The 16,952-nt window shown below is 71.4% G+C and carries 20 protein-coding genes and 1 pseudogene; 12 read left to right on the forward strand and 9 right to left on the reverse strand.

The window, feature by feature from the left end:
• Window positions 1-15 precede the first annotated feature (15 nt).
• From LRS04_RS14845 to LRS04_RS14870, 6 genes are all read right to left on the reverse strand, one after another.
• Window positions 16-471 (reverse strand): hypothetical protein, encoded by a 456-nt coding sequence (locus LRS04_RS14845; protein ID WP_257817025.1) that lies wholly within the window; start codon window positions 469-471, stop codon window positions 16-18.
• A complete protein-coding gene (gene mdoH / locus LRS04_RS14850; protein ID WP_257817026.1) occupies window positions 371-1,939 on the reverse strand; it encodes a glucans biosynthesis glucosyltransferase MdoH in 1,569 nt (522 codons plus the stop codon). Before mdoH ends, LRS04_RS14845 begins: the two co-directional genes overlap by 101 nt.
• A gap of 140 nt (window positions 1,940-2,079) precedes the next feature.
• Window positions 2,080-3,960, reverse strand: coding sequence for an acyltransferase family protein (locus LRS04_RS14855; RefSeq protein WP_257817027.1), 1,881 nt, complete (start codon window positions 3,958-3,960; stop codon window positions 2,080-2,082).
• 264 nt (window positions 3,961-4,224) lie between these two features.
• Window positions 4,225-4,467 carry a LuxR C-terminal-related transcriptional regulator gene (locus tag LRS04_RS14860; protein WP_257817028.1) on the reverse strand — a complete coding sequence of 81 codons (243 nt, stop codon included), beginning with the start codon at window positions 4,465-4,467 and terminating at the stop codon, window positions 4,225-4,227.
• Between the two features lie 83 nt (window positions 4,468-4,550).
• Window positions 4,551-4,859, reverse strand: a complete 309-nt coding sequence (locus tag LRS04_RS14865) for a response regulator transcription factor (RefSeq protein ID WP_257819125.1) — start codon at window positions 4,857-4,859, stop codon at window positions 4,551-4,553.
• 93 nt (window positions 4,860-4,952) lie between these two features.
• Window positions 4,953-5,438 carry a hypothetical protein gene (locus LRS04_RS14870; RefSeq protein WP_257817029.1) on the reverse strand — a complete coding sequence of 162 codons (486 nt, stop codon included), beginning with the start codon at window positions 5,436-5,438 and terminating at the stop codon, window positions 4,953-4,955.
• Window positions 5,439-5,832: 394 nt separating this feature from the next.
• Here LRS04_RS14870 and LRS04_RS14875 point away from each other — a divergent pair, with 394 nt between their 5' ends.
• From LRS04_RS14875 to LRS04_RS14880, 3 genes are all read left to right on the forward strand, one after another.
• The gene (locus tag LRS04_RS14875; protein ID WP_257817030.1) at window positions 5,833-7,428 is read left to right on the forward strand and encodes a tyrosine-type recombinase/integrase; all 1,596 of its coding nucleotides are present in this window, start codon (window positions 5,833-5,835) and stop codon (window positions 7,426-7,428) included.
• Between the two features lie 91 nt (window positions 7,429-7,519).
• Complete coding sequence (locus tag LRS04_RS28020) at window positions 7,520-7,684, forward strand: hypothetical protein (protein ID WP_374576530.1); 165 nt, start codon at window positions 7,520-7,522, stop codon at window positions 7,682-7,684.
• Window positions 7,685-7,887: 203 nt separating this feature from the next.
• Window positions 7,888-8,130, forward strand: coding sequence for a hypothetical protein (locus tag LRS04_RS14880; RefSeq protein WP_257817031.1), 243 nt, complete (start codon window positions 7,888-7,890; stop codon window positions 8,128-8,130).
• A 34-nt stretch (window positions 8,131-8,164) separates the two neighbouring features.
• On the opposite strand, the gene LRS04_RS14885 is transcribed toward LRS04_RS14880, so the two are convergent.
• Window positions 8,165-8,362, reverse strand: a complete 198-nt coding sequence (locus tag LRS04_RS14885; RefSeq protein ID WP_257817032.1) for a hypothetical protein — start codon at window positions 8,360-8,362, stop codon at window positions 8,165-8,167.
• Between the two features lie 63 nt (window positions 8,363-8,425).
• Here LRS04_RS14885 and LRS04_RS14890 point away from each other — a divergent pair, with 63 nt between their 5' ends.
• From LRS04_RS14890 to LRS04_RS14905, 4 genes are all read left to right on the forward strand, one after another.
• Window positions 8,426-8,968 carry a hypothetical protein gene (locus tag LRS04_RS14890; protein WP_257817033.1) on the forward strand — a complete coding sequence of 181 codons (543 nt, stop codon included), beginning with the start codon at window positions 8,426-8,428 and terminating at the stop codon, window positions 8,966-8,968.
• Window positions 8,969-9,332: 364 nt separating this feature from the next.
• Complete coding sequence (locus LRS04_RS14895) at window positions 9,333-9,509, forward strand: hypothetical protein (protein ID WP_257817034.1); 177 nt, start codon at window positions 9,333-9,335, stop codon at window positions 9,507-9,509.
• 238 nt (window positions 9,510-9,747) lie between these two features.
• Window positions 9,748-11,184, forward strand: coding sequence for a recombinase family protein (locus tag LRS04_RS14900; protein ID WP_257817035.1), 1,437 nt, complete (start codon window positions 9,748-9,750; stop codon window positions 11,182-11,184).
• A 42-nt stretch (window positions 11,185-11,226) separates the two neighbouring features.
• Window positions 11,227-11,388 carry a hypothetical protein gene (locus tag LRS04_RS14905; RefSeq protein ID WP_257817036.1) on the forward strand — a complete coding sequence of 54 codons (162 nt, stop codon included), beginning with the start codon at window positions 11,227-11,229 and terminating at the stop codon, window positions 11,386-11,388.
• Window positions 11,389-11,611: 223 nt separating this feature from the next.
• Here the strand turns inward: LRS04_RS14905 and LRS04_RS14910 are convergent.
• Both LRS04_RS14910 and LRS04_RS14915 read right to left on the reverse strand, forming a co-directional pair.
• Window positions 11,612-12,108: pseudogene (locus tag LRS04_RS14910) on the reverse strand (GSU2403 family nucleotidyltransferase fold protein).
• Between the two features lie 70 nt (window positions 12,109-12,178).
• Window positions 12,179-12,601: a hypothetical protein gene (locus LRS04_RS14915; protein WP_257817037.1), complete on the reverse strand. Its 423-nt coding sequence runs from the start codon at window positions 12,599-12,601 to the stop codon at window positions 12,179-12,181.
• A gap of 284 nt (window positions 12,602-12,885) precedes the next feature.
• Between LRS04_RS14915 and LRS04_RS14920 the strand changes: the two genes are divergently transcribed.
• The 5 genes from LRS04_RS14920 to LRS04_RS14940 all read left to right on the forward strand — a co-directional run bounded on the left by LRS04_RS14920 (window position 12,886) and on the right by LRS04_RS14940 (window position 16,840).
• Window positions 12,886-13,533 carry a RadC family protein gene (locus tag LRS04_RS14920; protein WP_257817038.1) on the forward strand — a complete coding sequence of 216 codons (648 nt, stop codon included), beginning with the start codon at window positions 12,886-12,888 and terminating at the stop codon, window positions 13,531-13,533.
• 41 nt (window positions 13,534-13,574) lie between these two features.
• Window positions 13,575-14,507, forward strand: a complete 933-nt coding sequence (locus LRS04_RS14925) for a toprim domain-containing protein (protein ID WP_257817039.1) — start codon at window positions 13,575-13,577, stop codon at window positions 14,505-14,507.
• Window positions 14,504-14,902: a DUF2958 domain-containing protein gene (locus tag LRS04_RS14930; RefSeq protein ID WP_257817040.1), complete on the forward strand. Its 399-nt coding sequence runs from the start codon at window positions 14,504-14,506 to the stop codon at window positions 14,900-14,902. Before LRS04_RS14925 ends, LRS04_RS14930 begins: the two co-directional genes overlap by 4 nt.
• Before the next feature lie 143 nt (window positions 14,903-15,045).
• On the forward strand, window positions 15,046-15,858 hold the full coding sequence (locus LRS04_RS14935; protein ID WP_257817041.1) for a ParB N-terminal domain-containing protein: 813 nt from the start codon (window positions 15,046-15,048) through the stop codon (window positions 15,856-15,858).
• Complete coding sequence (locus LRS04_RS14940) at window positions 15,848-16,840, forward strand: hypothetical protein (RefSeq protein ID WP_257817042.1); 993 nt, start codon at window positions 15,848-15,850, stop codon at window positions 16,838-16,840. The genes LRS04_RS14935 and LRS04_RS14940 overlap by 11 nt, the downstream gene beginning before the upstream one ends.
• The last annotated feature ends 112 nt before the right edge of the window (window positions 16,841-16,952 follow it).

Raw genomic sequence — 16,952 nt, forward strand, 5'->3', positions numbered from 1 at the left:
GCGGGGACTGCCAGCCTACTCCGTCGGCTGGCTCATGACGGCGGCGCGGGCCGGGAGCGGGAAGGCGGCGGCGCCTCGCGGCGCGGCGCCGAACACCGCCGGCATGGAGCTGGCGACGTCGTCGGCGGGGGTGACCATCAGGCCGCGGTCGGCGAAGGCGTCGCCGGTGCTGCGGCGCGAGCTCCAGACGGAGATCGGGGCGGCGAACAGCAGGGGCAGCACGATCGGCGCGAAGCAGATCGCAAGGTCAGGGCGGAAGCAGAGGGCGGCGGTGAACGCCAGGCCGCAGAACATCTGCGGACGCATCACCCGCCAGGCGTCGGACCAGGCGATGCCGTCGGCGTCGCGTTGCTGCGGCCGCCAACCCACATCACGGCCGCGCAGGATCTGGATCACGGCGTTGGCGTTGGCGACCATCAGGATCGGGGCGACCAGGGCCGACAGCGCGATCTCGGTGGCGACGCTCTTCACCACGGCGAGGCCGCCGCCGAAGGCGCGGCGCTCGCGCGGGCGCATCAGGACGATGGCCGCGCCCATGATCTTGGGGCCGATCAGCAGGACGGCGGCGATCAGCGAGCCCAGCATGAAGGGGCTGAACTCGGGATCCAGGAAGTACCAGAGCGAGGCCCAGTTGGTCGGATGCTGCAGCTGCAGCGCCAGGCCGATGGCGAGCGCCGTGAACCACAGGGGCGAGGACAGGTAGGCCATCGCGCCCATGCCGAGCTGAAGGCGGCTCATAGGGTGCAGGCCCGCGCGCGGTGAGCAGGCGCAGGTGCTGCAGGTTGCCCTGGCACCAGCGGTGCTCGCGGCGGATGAAGTCGAGGATGGTCGGCGGCGTCTCTTCACAGCTGCCGTCGAGGGCGGCGGTCACATGGACGGCCCAGCCGGCGCGGCGGAGCAGGGCCGCCTCGACGACATCGTGGCTCAGCACGTCACCGCCGAACGGCTTTTCGCCGGGGAGGATGGGCAGGCGGGCGCACGCGGCGAAGGCGCCGGTGCGCACGATCGCGTTGTGGCCCCAGTAGCTGGACTCCGCGCCCGTCCACCAGGCGTAGCCGGCGGCCGCGACCTTGCCGTACATGCGGACGCTGAACTGCGAGACGCGGGCGAAGAGCGTCTGGGCGCCCACGATCACCGGCGCGGTCTGGATCAGGCCGATTGTCGGGTTGCGCTCCATGGCGTCCACGAGGCGCAGGACAGTTTCACCCGCCAGGGTGCTGTCGGCGTCGAGGATGATCATGCACTCGTAGGCGCCGCCGAAACGGCTCACCCAGTCGGCGATGTTGCCGGCCTTCCGCTCCAGGTTCTCCGTGCGGCGGCGCATGAAGATGCGGCTGTGGGCGTGGGCGCGGAAGGCGAGGAAGGCGGCTTCCTCGGCCGGGGCGACGCGGTTGTTCGAGTCGCTGAGGACGAAGAAGTCGAAGGAGTCCGAGACGCCGAGGCGGGCCAGCGAGGCGTCGATCCCGGCGAGGCGGGCGAAGGCGGCCGAGGCGTCCTCGTTGCAGAGCGGCATGAGGAGCGCGGTGCGCGTCGTCGGATGGGCCGGACGCGGCGAGAAGGCGAGGTCGTCCTGCTCTTGCCCCTTCAGGATGTTGAAGAAGCCGAAGAGCGCGCTGCAGAACCAGCAGGAGAGCGGGGTCACCAGCAGGAGGAAGACGCCAAGGCCCAGGACCTCGAACGGCTCGAAGCCCTTGCGCGCATAGAGCACGTAGGGCGCGATCGCCACGAGCAGGGTGAAGAGCAGCGTGCCGGCGGCCAGCGCCATCCGGCGCAGACCGATGTCTGCTGGCGAGGTGACCATGACTTCCGCGATCGCCGGCGATTCGGCGTTGAAGTCCTGGCGCGGCATGGCCAGCGGGGCCTCGACCGGGAGCCACGGCTGGGAATCCAGCTCTGCGGTCTCGAGAGGTTCCGCCAATCGCCCTGCGAGAATGCTCATTCTGCGTCCACCCCGCACCCGCAGACTCGAGGGGCGCTATCGCCGCCCAAGCCGGACCGGATTCAGCCTCGTGTCAGATTCCGGCCTGATCAATCACGGACTTGTGAATGGTGCAATAACAAGACGCATCTGTGCGTCACTTAAGCCGCATCTGCCTGTGAACCATCCAGGTGCAGGCGGCGCTCCAGCACGATCGCCGCCACGCCGACCCACCCCACCAGCACGAAGGCATAGACCCGCTCCCACCAGCCGACGTTGGCGTCGTTCACCGTCCCCGGGAAAACGAGATGTTTGGTGATCACGGTGAGCGCCGCCATCACGACGAAGACAGCCGCCAGGAAGACCTTCAGGCGCGGCAGGTCGCGCCGGCTACGGAGGCCGAACAGCAGGAGCAGGGGGGCGATCTGGATGCCGAGCCCGAGATTGATCGCCATGTGGCGGGGATCCGGCCATGGGTAGACCGCCGACATCGCGAGGCCGACCCCGGCCAAGGCGAAGGCGACGGCGGTGAGGCCGCCGCTGACGCGCGCGTTGGCGAGGCCGGCCACCGCCAGGCCGAAGCCGGCGCCCGCGACGCCCGCCATGACACCGGCCGCAAGCACCCCGACATTGAAGAAGATGGCCGCCGGCGCGGTGGCGCCGCCCAGTTCGCTCAAGTACTGCCGGGCGTGGTTAAACCCCGGGTAGGACGCCACCGCGAGCGTCACGCTGATCAGGGCGACCGCCGGCGCGGCGACGCCGAACCCAAGCATCAGCCGACGACGGGCGAACGGCTGAGGTCCGGCGGGATGGGGTTTCGGCGCCTTCAGACCCCACAGAGTGCGCACGACGGGAAGGCGGCGGGCTGCCTCATAGGTGAGCAGGCTGCCGCCGAAGGTGACGCCGATCAGCAGCAGGGCCTCGAAAAGGGCCGGCAAGTGCGCGGGCCGGATCACCCAGACGGCGACCACCAGGATGGTCTGGTGCGCGAGGTAGCAGGGGAAGACCGCCTGATTGAGATAGGCGAGGCGCGGACCGGACGCCTGGCTCAGGTAGCGGCGCGCGTAGCCCAGCGCCGCCGCGATCGCCATCCATTGGAAGACGCCGAAGACCACCGCGCGCGGGACGCCCAGAAAGGCGCCGCCTCCCGGGTGGCCGTGCTGGATCATGACCAGGGGCAGGGCCAGAGCGGCGATGGTCAGGCTGGTTCGCCGGTTCCGCTCGAGGTCGTCCCAGACCCGCTCGCGGCCCACCATGAGGTAGCCGAAGAGCAGGGCCGCGAACGACTGGGCGTGGTTGTACCAGTCGCCGGTCAGGTTGTTGGTCACGCCGAAGAACGGGAAGAGCGCGATCCGGATGGCGACGAAATAAAGCGTCGGGATCGCCAGCACCCGCCAGCCGCGCAGAGCGGCCTCCAGGCGGTCGCCCAGAATCCCGATCGGCCCGCGGGCCGCCAGCAGCGGGCTGGCGATGAGCGCGTAGGCGGCCACATAGACCACGAACCAGAGGTGATTCACCGGCACGCCGTTGGCGAGCCCGGCCGGGCTGAACTCGGCGGCGATCCAGGGCAGCAGGCCAGACGACCACCAGCCCTTGTCCAGAGCCTCGAGCCAGGATTGTACGGGGACGAGGATGAGTACGCCGAACAGCAGCGGCGGCCCCAGCCGCTTCAGCCGTTCAAGGGCGAGATCGCCGGCCGACAGGCCGGAGGCGACGAATCGGAGCGCGGCGCCGGAGACCAGGAACAGCAGGGTCAGCCGCCAGGGGCCGGTGGCCAGCAGGGCCTCCTCCATCCACCAGAAGGTGTGGGTGCTCTGCACGTGCCAATCGAGCGGACCGTAGACCAGGCCCACGTGGAACAGGATCAGCAGCCCGAAGGCGATGATGCGAATCCAGTCGAGGTCGTAACGGCGGCCTCCCGCGGGACGCTGGAGGCGGGCGGCTTCACGAACGGGCGTCGGCGCCGCCGGCGTCGCGCCGTCGCTGGAGGGCGCCTTGCGGGCCCCCGCGACCGCGCCGGACGCAGAACTCGTTGCCGTCATGCTGCCTCCGAACCGGCGGACCTCAAACGCGGGCGGCCCTCCGGCGCAAGGATCATCCCCCGCCCGAACTGACGACGCCGAAAACGCCGGCATGGTCGGTGAGCGGGCAGATAGTCGGCGACGGGGCCGGCGGCAATCTCCGTCGGCAGGACAGACCGCGGACAGAACCGCGCACCGGCGCCCATAGCGCGGCGGGACCGGATTGCGCTGACCGGAGGTGACGCCACGCTCGCGAGCCCCGGCGTCGGTCCGCTGCCTCCGTGATCAGGCCGTGATCAGGTTGTGTCTCACGGCAAAGCGCACGAACTCGGCCGCCGTGCGCACGGCGGCTTTCCTGAACACCGACGCCCTGTGGGTCTCGACGGTTTTGACCGCGATCACCAGTCGGCGCGCGATCTGCTTGTTGCTGCTGCCCTCGGCAAGGAGTTGCGCGACCTCTAATTCCCGGGTCGTGAAGGCCTCGAGACCGGTCAGCTTCCGCCCGCCCCGAGCCGCGTCGAGCAGCAACTGGGATATCTCCGGGGAGAAATAGGTCCGATCTGCCCCCAGGGCCTGGATGGCGGCGCCGACGTCACCGGCGCCGTCGGCCTTCAGCAGATAGCCCCGGCGCCGGCGGACAGCCCCGCGCTGACGGTTACCTCATCGTCGCACATGGTGAAGAGCAGGACGCGGGTCTTCGGCAGGTCCTGCTTCAGCCGGCGTGTCAGGGCGACGCCGTTCAGCAGCGGCAGGCTGATATCGAGGACAGCCACGTCGGGCTGTTCGCGAATCGCCAGCTCCAGCGCTTCGCGCCCGTCGGCGGCTTCGCCGCACACCTCCCAACCGGGATGTTCCGCCACGACCTCACGGACGGCGCGGCGCACGATCTGATGATCGTCGGCGATGAGAACCCGGAGCATGGCCAAGCAGTACCATTGGCCAGGCAAGCAAGGTCGCTGAAAGCGCTCAAAATGGGCGCTCGGAGAACTTTGGAATTGGAAGTTCCGCGGACCTCAGTTCCGGGTCGCAGACGCGTCAAGCCCGTCGCCGAGGTTCGCGTCGAGGGTCTCGGCGATCCGCGCCACCATACGGACCAGCGCCGCCCGTGCGGGCTCCATCGCGCGGTATCCCTCGGGGGTGTAGCGCAGGTTCCGGCCCTCACGAACGACCCAACCAAGCTCGACCAGCTGAGCGACCTTTCGCCGGACCGTTTCGCGGGGAATGTGCGTGGAATCGGCGATCGACTGGGTGTTGACGTCGAGCATCGGCAGGTGGTCGATGCGGCCCTCCATGACGGCCTGGCCGTCCAGGGCCGGGAAATCCGGATGGAGATTGGCCCGCTGGATGATGATCATCATCACCAGGAGCGTATCGAGGTCGCTCTCACACAACTCCCGCGCCACGACCAGGAAGTGAACAAGCGGCTCGCTGACCCCCGACGCGAGGCGGGGGGTGTTGCGAGCGATGATCGACGTCAGATCGGTGCGGGACCTGGGCATGCGCGTTCGTCGGATCGCGGGCCTTCACTGGCCCGCCGGATCAGCACCGCCCATTTTGGGCGTTCACGCAATCGACTTTGTCCAAGGGGCCGCCCCAAAACCCGTGCCCCGGTGAGCAGCCGATACGAAGCGGCCCCGGGCGCATGGCGCTCGGGGCCGTCGTCACTTCAGAAGTGGTGCCGCCGGGCAGGATTGAACTGCCGACCTCAGCCTTACCAATACAGTAAAAACGACCGCGAAATCTACGATAAGCTACGTTTCTACTCGACGAAAGCTCATTGGAAATTGCATCGGCTGCGATCCGTTTGTACGGATTTTCAGTCAATCTGCTTCCGGTGGGCTTCCGGGTCGGAAAGGATGAGGTCGCTGGCGGGGCCATAAGGAGAACGGTCTGATGCTGCGCAAGAAATTGACCCTCCGCATCGTCGAGGGAGCGCCGGTCGGCGAAGTAGACGCATTTATTTGGGACTCGGTGGTGAAAGGATTCGCGGTGCGCATCCAGCCCGGCGGGACCCGGACGTTCCTGGTCCAGTACCGGTTCGCGGGCCAGTCCCGGCGCTACAAGATCGGCCTCTACGGCTCGCCCTGGACGGTCGAGACGGCGCGGTCGAAGGCGCTTTGGGTGCTCGGCCAGGTGGCGGACGGCGTGGACCCGCAGGCCGAGAAATTCGCCGCGCGGAAGGCGATGACCGTGGCGGAGCTCTGCGACCTCTACCTCCGCGAGGGGATGGCGACCTGCAAGGACAGCTCGATCGAGTCGGCCCGCAGCGACATCGACAACCACATCAAGCCGCTGCTGGGGCCGAAGACCGCGGCGGCGGTGACGCGCGAGGACGTCGACAAGCTTCTGCTGGCCGTGGCCGAGGGGAAGACGGCGAAGCGGATGAAGACCCGGACGCGCGGCCTCTCCCGGGTGCGCGGCGGCAAGGGCGCCGCCAACAGCTCGGTGGTGACCCTTTCGGCGGCCTTCGCCTTCGGCGTGTCCCGCGGGGTGCGCACCGACAACCCGGCGTGGCGCGTGCGGCGGTTCCGGGAGCGCAAGCTCGCGCGCTTCCTGTCGCCCGCCGAGCTGGGGCGGCTTGGCGAGGCCATCGCGGTGGCCGAGTCGCTGGGGGTCGAGAACCGGTACGCGCTGGCGGCGATCCGGCTTCTGATCCTCACCGGCTGCCGGAAGAACGAGATCCTGACGGCGAAGCACGCCTACCTGGACAGTTTCCACCGCTGCCTGCGGCTGCCGGACAGCAAGACGGGCGAGAAGAGCGTCCACCTGGGCGCCGCGGCGCTGAAGATCATCCAGGACCTCGAGCCCGTGGACGGCAATCCCTACCTGCTGCCGGGGCCCGGCGGAGCGGGGCGGCTGATCAACCTGCAGAAGCCGTGGGACCGCATCCGCACGGCCGCCGGGCTGAAGGACGTGCGGATCCACGACCTGCGCCATTCCTTCGCCAGCCTCGGCGTCGCCAGCGGCGACAGCCTCTATGTGGTGGGCGCCCTGCTGGGCCATCGCAGCCCGAAGACCACCGCGCGATACGCCCACCTCGCCGACCACCCGGTGAAGAAGGCCGCCGACCGGATCGCCCAGGAGGCGGCGCTGCTGATCGGCGCCGAGATGCCGGACCTGCCGGTGGACGACGTGGCGACGCGGGAGCGGGCGGCGCGGGACGCCGCCGCCCAGGAACGGGCCGCCTCGATCCTGGGCGAGGTCCGCCGAGCCCGGTGGATGGACACGCCCGCCGCCGCGGCCTTCCTCGGCAACACCGTGGGGACCCTGCAGACCTGGCGCTGGATGGGCGTCGGGCCGGTCTTCCGGAAGATCGGCCGGCGGGTGGTCTATGCGCAGTCGGACCTGGAAGCCTGGGCGCGGCGCGAAGGCCTGGCGCTGCCCCCGCCTGCGCCGGCGCCCGTTCCCACGCCGGCGCCGAAGCCCACGGAGGTCGCGCAGCCGAACGTGGCGCAGTCATGCGAACCGCTGCAAGTGAAGTGGGGCTGAGCCGGGTCCCTGGCTCAAGACCTCGTCGTCCAGCCAGGGTCGCGTCGGGACGCCAGCGGCGTTTCGCCCATGAGCTCCGCCGACGACGGTCGTGCTGGCGGACGACCTGGCGTGGCCCACCAGGCGGCTGGATGAGCAGTTCCGACGCAACCTCGACCGCTTCCCGGGGGCGTTCCAGCTGACCCCTGAGGAAGCTGAGGGTTTGAGGTCGCAATCTGCGGCCTCAAACGCGCCGCGCCGCGGAGGAGCGCGCTAACGCCCCTGGCCCTTCACCGAGCACGGCGTGGCGATGGCGCCACGATCCTGAACTCGGAGGCGGCGCCGGCGGACCTGGGACGCTGAGGCGGCCGGCGCAGCCGGATGGCCCCGGGGCGCGGGGCCTGGGGGGCGTCGGGGTCCATCGCCCTCTTGCGTGACCTGGACAGACTCGCCGAGCCTCGCCCGCCGGGGGAGGGACGCGTGCGACTGGAGTGGCAGGACACCGGGGAGGAAGGAAAGGGCTTCTGGCAAGCGCGGCTGCGCAAGCCTGCTTCCGCTCCGCCGGGCTATACCCGGAACACCGTCGTCACCGAGTGGCTGACCCTGAACTGCCGGGGCGACTGGTCGAGCCATTCGGGGACGGCGAGCCTGCGCGTGCGATTCCGGAGCCGGGACGACCTGGAGCGGGCGCTGGAGATGTTCGGCGGCGCCCGGTCGGACTGACCGCGAGACCTTGGCGACCTGGGCTGGGCTGCGCCTAGAGCCGGCGGCAGTCGCCCTCGGGGGGGACCTCGCCCAGCTCGTGCAGGTCCCGCCAGCAGAGCGCCTCGTCGTTGGCGCGCGACCAGGCGACCGCCAGGGCCGCGCAGCCCAGCGCTAGCAGCACGCTGATGGCGGCGAGCAGTCGGATGAGGCGGTCCGGCGTCATCATGACCAAACCGGTTACCCCGGGCATCTGCTTGACGGAAGCCGAGCTGCGCGGTTGCGTAAATGACTCCTTTGAGCCCCGCGAGATTCCATGCGCACCGTCCGCCTCCTGACCGTCTTCTGCATCCTCGGAGCGGGAACCGCCGTCGGCGCGCAGGAGCCGCCGCCGACGTTGATGCTGACCTGCGCCGGCACGGAGAAGGAGATCCAGCAGACAGGCTCGACCTCGACGGTGACGGTGACGCCTGGGACGGATCCCGGCATCGGCGGGGCGGCGCACCGGGCTGCGGTCATTGCGCAGACCGCGACCACGCGGACCACCAGCAGCCCGACCTACGGTGAGGTGCGGGTGCCGGCGCGGATGAGCATCGCCGTAGCGGGCGGGGCTATCCGGGTCCGGCCGCCGGAGAACAACAGGCCGGGCCTTGGCCAGAAGAAGTCGGCGGACGGCTGGTATGAGATGGGCGAGGTGGAGATCGCAGAGACCCAGATCCGGGCCCGCGCTCCCTATGGGGGAATCCTGAGCGGCAAGCTGCGGCTGACGGTCGACCGGCAGACCGGGGACGCCAGGTACGGCGACTTCACAGGGGTCTGCGAGAAGGCCGAGACGGCGCCCACCGAACGGAAGTTCTGATCCGGCGGCGGGCCGGACTCAGTCCGGCGAAACGTCTGGGCGGCCGATCTCCTTCAGCGAGGCGCTCAAAGGACCACGTTACAGACGGGAATTGCAGCCCTGTCTGTACAGTCGTGCGCTGGGCCGCCGCGCTCCGTCCGTCGCGGCGATGACGGGCGTCCGGCGGATGCGGACTCGATTTCGCCATCGCTCTCGGCTAACCCCCGTGCCCCGCCGCCGGAGCCGCCATGCAGGAATTCGTCGATCTCGAAGGTGCTTCAGGAGCCACCTATCGCTTCCGGCGGCTGCCGGACGGGGCGGAGCACCAGCGGATCGCCGGGAATTACGCCTACCTGCGCCCGAAGGGCGAGGGGGTGGTGCGGTGGTGCTGGTGGGGCTTACCAACGATCTCTCCAGCGTCGGCCGCCGTCCGCCGGGCGGCCAGCGCGGGGCGCGCCTGTTCACGCGGCTGAACGTGGCCCGGTCCGTGCGGGAGGCCGAGCATCAGGACCTGGCGGCGCGGCACCCGACCGCTGAGGCCGGTCCGGACGCCGGAGCCTAGCGGCGAGCCCCGTGGAGCGGCCGGGTTTCGGGCCTCACGTGGATCTGGAGGCGTGGGTCGCGGGGCGGCGGGCCCCGATTTATCCGCCGTTCACGAGATCCGCCATGGCTACACAGGCCGGGCTGGCGCCGGGATAGAGGCTCTGGTTTTGCTTTGAGGCGGCGCCCGCCGACTAGGGCGTCTGCCGGATAAGACCGCGCCGCCGTATCGCCTAGCATGGGCGGGTGGAGGTCGTCCGATGCCGACGCCTGTTCGTCCCCGCGCTGCTCAGTACCTGCGCATGTCGACGGAGCACCAGAACTACTCCCTGGAGTTCCAGGCCGCCGCCAATGCGGCCTATGCCGCCGAGCACGGGCTGCAGATCGTCCAGACCTATACGGACGCCGGGATCAGCGGGCTGCGGCTGCAGGGCCGCGATGGGCTGAAGCAGCTGCTGGCCGACGTGTTGGGCGGCGGGGCGCCGTATGCGACCGTCCTGGTCTACGACGTCAGCCGCTGGGGCCGCTTCCAGGACGTGGACCAGGGCGCGCATTACGAGTTCGTCTGTCGCGAGGCGGGAGTAGAGATCATCTATACCGCCGAGCCGTTCCCGAACGACGGCAGCCTGTCCTCGGCGATCCTCAAGCAGCTCAAGCGGGCGATGGCCGCGGAGTACAGCCGCGAGCTCTCGGTGAAGGTGGGCCGCGCCAAGCGGGGCCTGCGGCTGAAGGGCTATTGGCCCGGCGGGCCGGCGGGATACGGATTCCGCCGCCTGGCGGTCAGCGCGGACGGCCGCGAGCACCACCTGATGCAGTCCGGGCAGCACAAGGCGTTTCGTGGCCTCCGGACGATCCTTGTGCCGGGGCCGCCGGAGGAGGTCGCCACGGTGCGGCGGATCTACAGCCTGTTCGTGGTCGCCGGGATGCGGACGGCGACGATCGCCGATCTGCTAAACGGGGAAGGCGTGCCCGGTGAGGGCGGGGTGCGCTGGACCTTCGACCGTGTGCGCCGGATCCTCACCAGCGAGAAGTATGCGGGCGTCCTGGTCCTCGGGAAGACCGAGGGGATGCTGACCCACCGGTGGTTCGTGCCACGCAAGGACTGGGTCCGGGTGGAGGGCGCGGTCGCGCCGCTGGTGACGCCGCAGATGTTCGCCCTGGCCCAGCGGCAATTCCATCTCCCCAGGTCGCGCCGGCCCACCCAGGAGGCCCTGCTCGACGAGCTTCGGCGGGTCTGGATCGAGCATGGGCGGATCAGCACGCTGCTGATCAATTCCCATCCGGAGACCCATTGCAGCGCGACCATGATCAAGACCTTCGGGTCCATGGACGCGGCCTATGCGCGGCTCGGATATACGCCGTCCCGGCGGCAGCGGGCAGGGCAGCAGAATTCGGCGCGCGGCCGTGATGCGCGCTGGCGCGGCCACGCGCCCCTGAACGAGGAGGAGGCGCTGATCGCCCTCGCACGCCACTGGCGGCGGGTGGGGCGGATCTCGGCCAACACGATCGACGCCGATCCCGAACTGGCCAGCGCCGACTGGTTCTGCCGGAGGTTCGGGGGCATGGCCAACGTCTATGCGCGCCTCGGCTACACGCCGGACGCCGCCCAGCAGCGCCATCTCGACTGGCATGCGCGGAGGCAGGCGCGGCGCGGGGCCCTGACCGATGACCCGCCGGATCACCGCCCTGTAGGTTAGATATTCTTTGCCGATGTTCACTGTATGTTTTATACTGCGAGCATGTCGACCCGTTCCGCCCGCCGCCGTTCGCCGCCCGCCACCCTGTCGCTGAAGCTGGGCCAGTGGTTCGAGGCGAACGCGACCGGCTGGGGCGTGCTCGCCGTGCCGGTGGTGATCCTGCTGCTGGGCGCCGTGGTCCTGCTGAAGCTCTGGGTGGGGTGAGGGCCGCCGGTCCCATGCAGGCGCTACGGCGAGGCCGGGAGCGGGCGTGGCCGGGCGCGCCTACTGCTGAAGCCGCCCGTTCCGGCCGGACCGGCGGTTGAACAGGGCGGCGGCCGCAGCGCGCCGCGTCGGCCCGGTCGGCGGCCGGTCGTTGCGCATCCCTCAGGCGGCCAGCAGGCGGACGGCAGCGCGCGCCGGGATCGTCTCCCGCGGCCGACCGGCCTCAGGCGTCGAGGTCGTCATGGCCGATCTCCTTCAGCGACCGGGCGATCGGGCTGCGCCATCCCTTCTCTCCCTTGGCCCGGGCGTCGGCGAGCGCATCGTCCAGGGCGAAAGGGTCGAGGTCACGGAGGACCTCGATCAGCGCCTTCGCCTGGGCGAGGTCCTTGGCGCGCTTGAGGCGGCTGGCGTCGTCACGCCGCTGGGCCAGGATCAGCTTGTGCACCGCGAAGCGGGCCGGCTGGGGGATGTTCACCAGCACGCCGGCCCCGCTGAGCGCCACGGTGCGGACCGGAGCGTCGATCAGCCAGGCGAGGTGCTGCAGGGGCGCGGGCGCCGGCCGCCAGGCCTTCGAGGACCACCGGGGTCTCGTCGTCCCGGTGGCGGGTGGGGGGTGACCAGGTCGACGAGGTAGCCGCGGGCATTGCGGAACCGCGACGGCGGGGCCCTGGGCCGGATCTGGCCGACGCCTTCGAAGGTGGGGTCGGCGCGCCTGAGGATGGCTTCGAACGCCTCGGGGGATCGGACCGCAGGGCGACGCTGGCCGTCGCCAGGTCGAGGTCGCCGGTCATCAGGGTGGGGGCGGGCAGGCGGGCGCCGACCAGGGGGCGCTCACCAGGTAGGCGCCCGTGCCCACAAGCACGCCGCCCGCCGCGAACAGGCCGGCGTGGGCAAGGGCGTCGAGGATGGCGCCCATTGTGCGGTCCGGGACCGGGAGGCCTTCGCCGCGCAGGATGGAGACCAGCCGACGGCGTTCGGCGGCCAGCGCCGCGCCCTGCTGCAGCGAGGCGGCCGCCGCCTCGGCGTCGGGGTCGCCAGCCTTGCCGATGAAACGGTCGATCCGGGCGGCGCCCACCGGGACCTTCGCGTAGATGTATTCCGTGCCGTCCCGGGTGCGACGGTAGACGGAGCCGGCTTGGGGCGCGGTGGCCACCTGCTGTTGCAGGTCGCTGACCAACGTCTGGATCGCGGGCGAGAGTGCGAACGGGGTCATACAGACAGGTTTCTGATTTCTGTCTGTACATATCCTGTACAGACAAAAAGTCAAATTCTGTCTGTACGGAGGCTGGAGCCGGGGCCAAGGGAGATACGCAGCGGAGGTCCGCTCCGGCCGGGCCATGGCGCAGGGCAAGGCGGCGGCCGTAACGCCCCGTACGAAGATGGGCCGCCCTCGATGCGCAGAGGAGGATCATCCGGCGCTGAGAGGCGGCGGGAGGTGGAGGGAGGGACGGGCGAGCGGCCCCGCCTTGGGGGTCGCTGACTCCGGAGGGCCTTGCCATGGCCCGTTCCCATCCCGAGACCGCCGAGGCGTTCGCCCGGCTCCTGGCGGCCGGGCCGGCCGCGCTCGACGATCGTGAGGCGCTGCAGATCGCTGGCGGCCTGACGCCCGCGCAGGCCGCTGGCTTGTTGGCGCGCTTCGGCTCCCTTCCGGAGGTCTTGGCCGCCGCCCACGCTTCGCTCGCCCGGGAGGTGGGCGCCGCGCGGGCGGCGCGTCTTTGCCTGGCGCAGGACCTGGCCGGCCGGCTGCTGATTGCGCCGTTGCGCCGTCGTCCGGTGCTCGGCGGCTGGGACGCCGTCACCGGCTATCTGCGCGCCATGCTCGCCGGGCGCTCGCGCGAGCAGCTGCTCGGCCTGTTCCTCGACAAACGAAACCGGCTGATCCTCCAAGAGGTGCTCGGCGAAGGCACCATCGACCATGTGCCGGTCTATCCCCGGGAGGTGGTGCGCCGTGCGCTCGAACTCGACGCCGCGGCCGTGGTGCTGGCCCATAATCACCCCGGCGGCCTGGAAACGCCCTCCGCCGCTGAGGTCGACGCCACCCGGCAGGTCCAGGAGGCCGGCCGCGTCCTGAGGATCGCCGTCCACGACCATTTCCTGGTCGCCGGCGAGTCGGTGGTCAGCTACCGCGCCCTGGGGCTGCTGTGAGCGGCTCCTCCACTCGGAATGGGGCCAGCCTGGCGACCATCGTGCGCGCGCTGGGCGGCGACCTCTGGGCCGGCGGCCGGCGCGCGAATGTGCCCGGTCCCGGCCACGGTCCGGAGGACCGGTCGGTCTCGCTCCTGGTGTCCGGCGGTCGCGTGATCATCCATTGCTTCGCCGGCGACGACTGGCGTGACGTCCGCGCCGACCTGGCCGCCCGCGGGCTCACCGACGCCGAGGGGCGCCTGCCGGGCGCCGACCGCGCCGCCGCGGCGCAGCCGAGCCGGCGCGCGCGGGTGGCGGCGGCGCGGGCGCTCTGGGACGAGGGCCGGGCGCTGGCGGGCACGCTGTCGGAGCGACACCTGGCCCAGCGCGGCGTCGGGGCGCCCATAGAGGGGCTGCGCCACCATCCCGCAGTTCCGGCGGCCGTCTATGCCTCCGCCGGGCCCCGACGGCCGGCCCTGCTGGCCGCCATCCGCGCGCCGGACGGCGCGCTCGTCGGTCTGGAGCTGACCTATCTCGCCGCCGACGCCGGACGGGCCCGGTTGGCGATCCCGCGCAAGACCGTCGGCCTCTGTCCGGCCGGCGCGGCGGTACGCCTTGCGCCGGCGGGCGAGCGGCTGCTGGTCGGGGAGGGCGTCTTCACCTGCCTGTCTGCGGCGCGGCGGTTCGGCTGGCCGGCCTGGGCGCTGCTCTCCACCCGCAACCTCAGGGGCTGGCGCGCGCCCGCCGGCGTCCGCTCCGTGCTGATCGCCGCCGACCGGGGCGCCGATGGCGAGGCTTCGGCGCAAGCGCTGGCTGTGGGCCTGCGGGCGCAGGGCGTCGACGTGCTTGTCCGGTTCCCGCCGGCGCCGTTCGGGGACTGGAACGAGGCGTCGGCGGCTGGGGCCGTGGCGGGGAGGGAGGACGGAGGAAGGGCGGGTTCGGGCGGGCGCGGCGGACGGGAGGTCCGGGCCGCCGGCCCGGAGCGCCTGCCATGACCATTCCTCACGACGACGGCCTCGTCCTGATCCCCGACAGCCTGCGGCCGCGGCTGCTGGCCAACGCCGCCGATCCCGGCGGCGACCACCTGCCGGTGATCAAGCTGTTCAATCCGGCCGGCGCCGGGACCTGGCTGATCACCGAGCTCGACCCCGACGGCGACACCCTGTTCGGGCTCTGCGACCTCGGCATGGGCTTTCCCGAGCTCGGCTCGGTCAGCCTCCGCGAGCTCACCTCGGTGAAGCTGCCGTTCGGCCTGACCCTGGAGCGCGACGTCCACTTCAAGCCGCGGGTCCCGATCTCGGCCTGGGCCGAAGCGGCGCGCCAGACCGGCTCGATCTCGGCGGCCGAAGCCGTCGTCGCCGCCCTGCCGCGCGTCGCGCCCGACGCCTGACCGCCCCTTCGCCGGCGGCTTCAGGCCGCCGCCGAACGCGTCCGGGGCCGCGGCCCCGGGCGCGCTGACCGCGCCCGCGGGCGCACATGCCTGTCCGGCCCGCCAAGGCGGCCCCCGGACTGGCTCACCCCAAGGAGACTTTCATGAGACTGGCATTCACCGACCCCCGAAACCTGACCCTGTCACCGCTCAACATGCACCACGGTCGTCCCGACCCGGACATCGCCGACATCCTGCCCTCCGTCCGGCAGCGCGGGGTGCTGCTGACCCTCCTGGTCCTGGAGAGCGTCGTCGACGGCGCCGTGGTCCCCGACCGCTTCGAGATCGTCGCCGGCCGGCGGCGCTGGAAGGCCGCGCTCGCCGCCATCGCCGAGGGCGTCGAGATCGACCCCGTGCCGATCGGCATCCTCGAACCCGGCGACGACGCCGGGGCGCTCGAGGCGTCCCTGATCGAGAATCTCGGGCGGCTGCCCCCGGATGAGGTCACCTGCTGGGAGACCTTCACGCGCCTCGTGGCGGCGGGCCGGACGGTGGAGCAGATCGCGGCGACCTTCGGCCTTTCGGAGGTGGTCGTGCGCCGGACGCTGGCCCTGGGTCACCTGCTGCCGCGGATCCGCAACCTCTACCGCCGGGAGGAGATCGACGTGGCGACGGTGCGCAGCCTGACGCTGGCCAGCAAGGCCCAGCAGAAGGCGTGGCTGGCGCTGCTCGACGACCCGGGCCAGCGGGCCCACCGGAGCCTCGCTCAAGGCCTGGCTGTTCGGCGGCGCGACCATCCCGACCAAGCATGCGCTCTTCCCGCTGGACGACTACCCCGGCCAGATCCGGGCGGACCTGTTCGGCGAGGAGAGCTACTTCGTCGAGTCCGACCAGTTCTGGCGCTCCCAGAACGAGGCGATCGCCGCCCGCCGCGAGGCCCTCCTGGCCGACGGCTGGGCGGACGTCGTGATCCTTGAGACCGGCGCTCCGTTCTACTCATGGAAGCACGAGCGGACCCCGAAGGACCGGGGCGGCAAGGTGTTCATCACCGTCGCGCCAAAGGGCGAGGTCGAGGTGCACGAGGGCTGGCTCATCGAGAAGGAGGCGCGGGCTGCGCGGGCGGCCGCCGAGCGGACGGCCCGGGGCGAGGGCCCGGAGGCGGGCGAGGCGAAGCCGGCGCGGCCGGAGGTGACCCAGGCCCAGGCCGCCTACATCGACCTGCACCGGCACGCGGCGGTGCAGGTCGCGCTGGCGGAGAACCCCGGCGTGGCGCTCAGGCTGATGGTGGCGCACGCCATCGCGGGCTCCGCCTACTGGCAGGTGAAGCCCGATCCGCGGACGCCGCACGACGCCGCCGTGGCCGCCAGCCTGGAGGCCAGCCCGGCCGTGGCGGCCTTCGCCGAGCGTCGGCGCGCGGTGTGCCGGGCGCTGGCGCTCCCGCGCGACGCCGACCGTGTGCTCGGCCGGCGCTCGGGCGAGCGGGCGGCGGCGGTCTTCGCCCGCCTGCTGACGCTTCCGGATCAGGCTGTGCTGGACCTCGCCGCCGTGGCCATGGCCGAGAGCCTGGCGGCCGGCAGCGAGGAGGTCGAGGCGGCGGGCGCCTGGCTGAAGGTCGACGTGGGCCGCTTCTGGTCGCCCGACGAGGCCTTCTTCGACCTGCTCCGCGACCGGGAGACGGTCAATGCCATGCTCAAGGAGGTCGGCGGCAAGAAGGTCGCCGACGGCAACCTCACCGAAAAGGTGAAGACCCAGGCCTCGATCCTCCACGACTTCGTCGCAGGCGAGAACGGCCGGCCGAAGGCGGAGGGCTGGACGCCCCGCTGGCTGGGCTTCCCGGCCCAGGCCTACACCCGGCGGCCGTTCTCGCCGGCGCAGCGGTCGCGCACGGTCCAGCCGATGCTGCGGCGGGCCGAGGCGTCGCTGAAGCGTGAGGAAGCCCCGGCGATCGCCGCCGAATAGCGACAAGGCTGCGTCACGCGCACGCCTCCGCCGTCGGGCGGGGGCGTGCGTTGCTTGATCCCACGGCGCCGCGAGAGCGGCCTGGGCGCCCGACGGGGGCAGGTTCGGACGG

The sequence above is a fragment of the Phenylobacterium sp. J367 genome, from assembly GCF_024699985.1.
In the GTDB taxonomy this organism is placed as follows: Bacteria; Pseudomonadota; Alphaproteobacteria; order Caulobacterales; family Caulobacteraceae; genus Phenylobacterium.

Excerpts from the sequence above, each read along its gene's own strand:
- LRS04_RS14890 (WP_257817033.1), top strand. The coding sequence starts at position 8,426 with ATGCGCACCGTCCGCCTCCTGACCGTCTTCTGCATCCTCGGAGCGGGA.
- LRS04_RS14915 (WP_257817037.1), bottom strand. The coding sequence starts at position 12,601 with ATGACCCCGTTCGCACTCTCGCCCGCGATCCAGACGTTGGTCAGCGAC.
- LRS04_RS14870 (WP_257817029.1), bottom strand. The coding sequence starts at position 5,438 with ATGCCCAGGTCCCGCACCGATCTGACGTCGATCATCGCTCGCAACACC.
- LRS04_RS14885 (WP_257817032.1), bottom strand. The coding sequence starts at position 8,362 with ATGCCCGGGGTAACCGGTTTGGTCATGATGACGCCGGACCGCCTCATC.
- LRS04_RS14900 (WP_257817035.1), top strand. The coding sequence starts at position 9,748 with ATGCCGACGCCTGTTCGTCCCCGCGCTGCTCAGTACCTGCGCATGTCG.
- LRS04_RS14920 (WP_257817038.1), top strand. The coding sequence starts at position 12,886 with ATGGCCCGTTCCCATCCCGAGACCGCCGAGGCGTTCGCCCGGCTCCTG.
- mdoH (WP_257817026.1), bottom strand. The coding sequence starts at position 1,939 with ATGAGCATTCTCGCAGGGCGATTGGCGGAACCTCTCGAGACCGCAGAG.
- LRS04_RS14865 (WP_257819125.1), bottom strand. The coding sequence starts at position 4,859 with ATGCTCCGGGTTCTCATCGCCGACGATCATCAGATCGTGCGCCGCGCC.
- LRS04_RS14875 (WP_257817030.1), top strand. The coding sequence starts at position 5,833 with ATGCTGCGCAAGAAATTGACCCTCCGCATCGTCGAGGGAGCGCCGGTC.
- LRS04_RS14935 (WP_257817041.1), top strand. The coding sequence starts at position 15,046 with ATGAGACTGGCATTCACCGACCCCCGAAACCTGACCCTGTCACCGCTC.
- LRS04_RS14930 (WP_257817040.1), top strand. The coding sequence starts at position 14,504 with ATGACCATTCCTCACGACGACGGCCTCGTCCTGATCCCCGACAGCCTG.
- LRS04_RS14905 (WP_257817036.1), top strand. The coding sequence starts at position 11,227 with ATGTCGACCCGTTCCGCCCGCCGCCGTTCGCCGCCCGCCACCCTGTCG.
- LRS04_RS14855 (WP_257817027.1), bottom strand. The coding sequence starts at position 3,960 with ATGACGGCAACGAGTTCTGCGTCCGGCGCGGTCGCGGGGGCCCGCAAG.